This window comes from Siccirubricoccus deserti, from assembly GCF_014283215.1.
In the GTDB taxonomy this organism is placed as follows: domain Bacteria; phylum Pseudomonadota; class Alphaproteobacteria; order Acetobacterales; family Acetobacteraceae; genus Siccirubricoccus; species Siccirubricoccus deserti.
The window spans coordinates 1-5,671 of the sequence record NZ_JACOMF010000126.1 but is presented as its reverse complement, the minus strand read 5'-3'; the positions used below and the strand labels follow the sequence as shown (position 1 = coordinate 5,671).

At 63.6% G+C, this 5,671-nt stretch carries 7 protein-coding genes; 5 read left to right on the top strand and 2 right to left on the bottom strand.

Annotation, left to right across the window (positions count from 1 at the left end; genetic code table 11):
* The 5 genes from H7965_RS28395 to H7965_RS28375 form a co-directional block, all read left to right on the top strand.
* On the top strand, positions 1-292 hold a 292-nt coding region (locus H7965_RS28395; protein WP_186773884.1), incomplete at its 5' end, for a hypothetical protein.
* An 87-nt stretch (positions 293-379) separates the two neighbouring features.
* Complete coding sequence (locus tag H7965_RS28390; protein WP_186773883.1) at positions 380-688, top strand: hypothetical protein; 309 nt, start codon at positions 380-382, stop codon at positions 686-688.
* Positions 689-1,497: 809 nt separating this feature from the next.
* A complete protein-coding gene (locus H7965_RS28385; protein ID WP_186773882.1) occupies positions 1,498-1,668 on the top strand; it encodes a ribbon-helix-helix domain-containing protein in 171 nt (56 codons plus the stop codon).
* Between the two features lie 448 nt (positions 1,669-2,116).
* Positions 2,117-2,734 carry a hypothetical protein gene (locus tag H7965_RS28380; RefSeq protein WP_186773881.1) on the top strand — a complete coding sequence of 206 codons (618 nt, stop codon included), beginning with the start codon at positions 2,117-2,119 and terminating at the stop codon, positions 2,732-2,734.
* Positions 2,735-2,736: 2 nt separating this feature from the next.
* Positions 2,737-3,306 (top strand): hypothetical protein, encoded by a 570-nt coding sequence (locus H7965_RS28375; RefSeq protein WP_186773880.1) that lies wholly within the window; start codon positions 2,737-2,739, stop codon positions 3,304-3,306.
* 534 nt (positions 3,307-3,840) lie between these two features.
* Here H7965_RS28375 and H7965_RS31495 read toward each other — a convergent pair.
* Positions 3,841-4,035: a thermonuclease family protein gene (locus H7965_RS31495; protein ID WP_229682863.1), complete on the bottom strand. Its 195-nt coding sequence runs from the start codon at positions 4,033-4,035 to the stop codon at positions 3,841-3,843.
* A 419-nt stretch (positions 4,036-4,454) separates the two neighbouring features.
* The gene (locus tag H7965_RS28365) at positions 4,455-5,078 is read right to left on the bottom strand and encodes an antibiotic biosynthesis monooxygenase family protein (protein WP_186773879.1); all 624 of its coding nucleotides are present in this window, start codon (positions 5,076-5,078) and stop codon (positions 4,455-4,457) included.
* Positions 5,079-5,671 lie beyond the last annotated feature (593 nt).

Genomic DNA, 5,671 nt, shown 5'->3' with positions numbered 1-5,671 from the left:
CTCCGATGAGCCGCCGCTGCTCGTCTCGCTGCGCCGCGCCGCTGATCGCGTTTGGTACTTTGATCAGGCCGCGGGACCGGGGAATGAAACGCCTCCTGCGGGTATGAAGGCAGGGCTGTTGCGCGATCTAAGGGCCACCGGGCTGACGATCGTCACCGCGGACCCGCAGTCGTCGCTGGCAAGGCTGGAGCAGGAAACACGACGCAGCCGTAGGGCCGGCGGTGCGGAAGTTGATCTTGGCGGTGAAGACGATGGCGATGGCGATGATGAGATCGCCGAGAGGGTGGCCTGATTGCCGCCGCGGTATCGGCAGGTCGAGACGCAGTGATGCGGTGCTGCTGAGCAACGGGATAGACGCATGGCACCGCCGGAGATGGGCATGAGGGACAGTGAGTTTGCCATTGGCCGGGTCTTCACCACCGATCGCGGCCTCTGGCACTACACAGACACAGATGTCGGGGCACGCACCGTCGTTGCCATCCGGATCGACTCTGCCGATGTTGTGTCCATCCTCGGCGGGCGGGAGGCGCCGAGCATCGTCGCTCCCAGTTGGTTCGACGGCCCGCCCTACGCGCTGGCCGGGACGATGTTGGACGAACTCGATTTTCCGGCGCTCGGGCTGGTGCCCGAGCAGGACATGATGGAATGGAGGCCCGAGCCACGCCCGGGCTCGTCGCCGGTCCAATAGGAAAGACGCGACCTATCCGCGGAGCCATAACCATCATCAGTCGGGTGGTCGGCGCCGGCCGCATTCGGACCGGCGCCGAGTTGGCGGTCCTAATCGACGATGGCCGCGAAGGGGATGCTGGAGGCCAACACCAATGCCCTTCACTGGGCCGCCTACCGCATCAACACCGTGCTGCAACACACCGCGGAGGCCCGGCAGGCGGTTTGGCGGGCCCTTTCCACCGAGTCTGGCCGCTGAGGCTGTTCGTGGCCAACTTCGAAGAGGCGGCCGGCGACGAAGAGCCGCCGATCGACGGCGATGACGCCACGATATTGACCGGACCGCTAGGGCAGCGGGCCTTTTTTCGGGCTAGGCCGAGTCAGCCGGCACTTCTATCACGTCGGCGCGGTAGCGCGGCGACACCGCCACCGGTCGATCGCCGCTGGCGCCGCCTAGCCGCTCATTCCGACGAACTCCACTGAAAGCCTCCGGTAATCCCCGGGGCTTTTCAATTTTGGTAATACCGATCGGACGTCAAGCCGCAGTGAAGGTGGTTGAATCCGCAGGATGACCCTCGCCTGGAATGCGGGCTCGACGGGCGATCTACCGTTCTGAGGTAATCGGCCACGCACGAAACCAAAATGGAAATACGACCTCCAATTTTGTATTTCCAATTTCGTGCGGAAACTCGAGACTGCCGCGCGAAGATTCGAACGACCTCCACTCCTGCTTATACTTGAAAATTTTTTCTAGTAGATCACGCTTTCTCTACTTGTTCGTTTCGATATGATAGGTTTTGCTTAGCGGGCCAGCCAGCCAAGGAGGCGAGCGTGCGGCGAGCAGACCGTGAGGGGACGAGGGCGATCACCATCAACGTCCCGGAGGATCAGCACACCACCTTAAGATTCCTGGCCGCCCAACAGGTCATGCCTCTACAGGCCCTCGTGCAGGAGGCGGTCACCGCCCTGCTGGCGCAGCGTCATGCCCGGGCGGTGGCATGATGCGCCAGTTTAGCGGTCCCACAATGTCTGCCGATCCTCGCGCCGTCTCGCCGCCGCCACCGATCGCCACCACGCTGTCGATTTTTGATCAGGCTCGAGCACTCGCCCAATGGATCAACACCCTGCCTGGGGTGCACAACAGCCGGGCGTGGCGGCGGCAGCAGCCGCCGCACGAGGTGCGGTGTTACGCAGCGCCGTTCCCTGGCCCCTACTGGAATCGGGTGGACCCCTCCCCGTCCGCGGCTCTGCCCGGGGGAATTTTGTACGTCGCGTTCGAGCCGCGGATGGCATTCGTCTACCGGCCGCTCGCCGGTTTCGAGGAGTTCGAGACGACAACACTCCGGCCAACGCTCAACGCGATCCGTGCTTGGGTGACCGCGCGAGGGGGTATTGAGATCGTGTCGCCGCCTCTACCCGCGGTTCACCAGCAGGGAAGGAGGCCGTAGTGATGTCTGACCGGACCCTCGGCGCCGAGAATGGTTTATCGCGTGTGATCCTTGCAGTCGCCCTGGTGCTGGTCTGCGGCTCCGCCCAGGCGCAATCCCTCAACGCCGTACCAGACGGTGGCGGCGGCTTCATCGTGCCCCGGCGGGGCAGCCCACCGTTGGACAACGGGGTGTCGGATGGCGCCGGGGGCCTGCTCATCCCGCAGCGCCGCGCCTCCCATATCTACGACACGCCGCCAATCATCGGGGTGCCGCAGGCGCCACCTTCGAGGCTGCGGTTGATGGTCATCCCCGAGCAGCAGCAGCAGCCCGTTCGGGCCGTCCCCGGCGGGCTGCGACCCATCCTGCCGCCTTATGATTGGACGCCGATCCGGCGCTGGTTGGTAGTCTGCTCAATTATGTCCCTGCTCATTCGCGTCCGGGTAGACCAGCAGGTCGCCGCGGTGCAGTTCCGGGACCAAGTGCAGGCGTGGATGTACCGGCTCAACCTAGACCCTAACCGGTTGGGCGCCTGGGTTATGACGCCGCTGACCAGCGGCAACCGGCTCAATCACGACGACCACACCCGAAACGTGCGGTTCGGCGGGTTTGGCGGGGTCTGCCAGCGCGGGGAAGGCTGACCATGCCAGACAGCCTGATCGCAATCGGTGGCGAACCCGAGACCATCGACCCCTTCGTTAAATGGTTCCGCGATGACGAGAACCTTGCGCCCGTTCAGCGCATCGACATGGTGAACGCGAGCGGATGGTGCAAAATTTTCTACCCGGAGGAGACCATGCCGCTCATCGAGGAGAAGATTGGAATGCTCCTCACCATGTTGGCCGACGCTTTGGCGGAGCGCTACTGGGGGAAGAACGAGAAGCTGGCGTTTAAGCGGCACGGCACGCCCTTCCTCCTCGACGGTGAGGATCGGGACCTCGCCCTTCGTCTGCAAGCCCTGGCAGAAGCCCAAGGGCGGACGAAGGACGGCCGCGTGGAAGTGCATATCCCCTGGGTGTTCGTCGACCGGCAGGATGGCTGCGGCTTGGCCGCCATCTGCTGCATTGCTGGTCGAACCCCCGCGATCGTCAGGAAAATGGAGGCGAGTATCAGGCAGGAGGCCGCCCAGAGGGCCGCATGGGTGGCGAACAGGCAGGAGTTGGCTGTCGTGCTCCGTCGCCTCCTGTCGGGCGGCCCGGCGGTCGTCAGCTAGCCCAGATTATGCGCCGGGTTGTCCCAACGTGGGCCAACTTCAGGGAAATGGCCGAGCCAAGGATTTCGTCGCCGCAAACCTCAAAAAATCGGAGCCTGCTGCTTATCTAAAAAGCGCACAACTTTAGCACCTTGGCCTACCTCAAGCGTTCAGTTGCCGAAGTCTTGCCAATGTCGCGGGTGCGGATACGCAGTTGAGGGATCAGACTTGCCTACGTCTGGCCGCTGATGTCTGATAAACTGGTACGTTTGGTATTGATTGAGTACGAGTGGGAGAGTCGCTCCTACCTCCGGATCAGCGCATCTAGCTCGACTCACTGGGACCAGTTGCGCCGTTTACGGCGCACCGATCGTGCCGCTACACTACCATAATTGGGCGTGCGATTGCCCTCCACCGTGCACGGGTTAGTCGCGGACGGCTCGCCGCATCTACCGCCACTCCCAAGGTGGCGTACGCTCTGCCTCGGTAGTGCCAACAATCCGCGCCTCGCCGCCTGAGCTTCGGCTTCGAGCCTGAGCAACAAGGGGCACGGCTTTACTGCCGATAGACCCAGGCTGCGCCTAGCCTGACCATCTCGGTGTTCACGTCCCGAGGTCCCACATAGACCCTGCCGACCGTGCGGCCATAGCGATCAGTGTCCACGAACACCACTCGCACTAGCCGCCCGAAGGCGAGATCGGAAAGGGCTTGCTTCAACCGGTTGCCGTAGGTCTGTCCAGACTCCAGCATGTCGATCTCGGCAAGCCTGACCCGCGCCCGCCGCCTGCCGTCCGCCAGGAGAGTTAGCGTGTCGCAGTCCGAAATGGCGGCGACCAGCCCGCCACCTCGGCGGCGGAAAAGGTCTTGGCGGACAGCAGGTGGACGCGGCAGCCAAGGCAAGGACGAGGAAGGTCGACCTGAACTCGATCAGCGATGCCGATCGAAACACACGGGCCTGCGGAAGCGGGAGCAACTTCCAGTGCTGTGCCAACTCCGATGCCGCACTCGCTGCCCAACGACGTGCAGGAGGCTTCTGACGAGGACCCGCCCACCGGGCATGTCGTCACCGATGCTTATGCTGAGGCAGCCGATCCGACGGGGGTCGTCAAAGATACAAAGCAGGTTCCAGAGCCGGATAGCCTCGGCGGATAATCGGCAGCGCCCTATCTCTACACTGTCGCCAGCACGACCGTCTCGCCCATCACAGTTCGCGGCGGTTGGTAGGCCATCTCACCCAGGCGTTCGCGCATGATCCCAACCACCTGCTCGTGTGCGCGCATCGCCTCCTCGTGCGTGTCGAAGAGCGTGATGGAGATTGCCCGGTCGGGGTCAGCTTCGTCACGGAAGGCATAAAAGCCACGGAAGCCGGGAGCGTTCGTGATGGCCGGCAGCGTGTACTGGCTCACCACGGAATGCATGGCCTCAGTCTGTCCAGGGAGCCCACGGTAGCTGCGGATGACGACAAAGAGGGCCTGCTGCGGGTCCTTCTGCTCCTGCGGGTGCGCGATCGAATCGAAGACCGTCTCCCCTCCCACGACCTCTGGCTCATCGGGCATCAGGTCACGCATATTCGCGTCGATCCACTGCCGCACGCATCGGTGGGCGTCCATGGCTGTGCCCTTATCGTCGAAGATGCTGACAGAGTAGGCGGAGTCACCCTGCTCGGTGACGAAGGCGCAATAGCCCCGAAAGCCGAGCCGCCCCCGAAGCAGCGGGACAATGTGTGCCCGAGCGCGCCGTGCGGCCTCCTCAGGGGAGCCCGTCAGTCCGGTCCTCCTGATCACCACATACATGGCACTGGCTTCCTTCTTCTGAACTCCAACTCGATGTGCGCGATGCGATGGCAGCTTGGTCGCGCTGAGGTCGTCGGCCGGCGCACAGTTCGACGGGTGGCGGCTTGGCCTATCCGACGGACTTCGGCAGACGTTCCAGAACTGCTTTTCCAGCAGTCCATGCATCCTCGGCGGAGCGGTAAAGCCGTGTCGAGCACCGGAAGGGCTCCGCTCGCCCCTCCAGATGGATTACCCAGGTCCAAGGTGTTGGCGGGCGGGCGAGGCGCAGGACTTTGACTACGAGCCGCGGCGAGATGCCGGTCCCAAGAGGCGGGTCAGTTTGCAGCTTGTTCATGAGCATCCAAGGTTGTCAGATCGCTGTTTCCGTAGCGCCCTGCGGATTACGGCGTTCTACGGGAGCGGCGGAACTTGGCAAACGCTAGGCTGCGCCTCAGCCTGAAGGGGCGCCGCTTGTGCTCGGCTGGCCTGATGTTCTACTTTTGTCCCCAGCCATGGACCTGTCCTTCACCTTCACAGTCGCCGACCTCGCTTCGGACGAGGCCGTTCGGCTCCGATGTGACTGCTGTGACCGGACCTACGGTCGGGCTGAACTC

Bases quoted from the DNA above. Each gene is read 5' to 3' on its own strand.
- H7965_RS28390 (WP_186773883.1), top strand. From the start codon at position 380: ATGAGGGACAGTGAGTTTGCCATTGGCCGGGTCTTCACCACCGATCGC.
- H7965_RS28380 (WP_186773881.1), top strand. From the start codon at position 2,117: ATGTCTGACCGGACCCTCGGCGCCGAGAATGGTTTATCGCGTGTGATC.
- H7965_RS28375 (WP_186773880.1), top strand. From the start codon at position 2,737: ATGCCAGACAGCCTGATCGCAATCGGTGGCGAACCCGAGACCATCGAC.
- H7965_RS31495 (WP_229682863.1), bottom strand. From the start codon at position 4,035: ATGCTGGAGTCTGGACAGACCTACGGCAACCGGTTGAAGCAAGCCCTT.
- H7965_RS28365 (WP_186773879.1), bottom strand. From the start codon at position 5,078: ATGTATGTGGTGATCAGGAGGACCGGACTGACGGGCTCCCCTGAGGAG.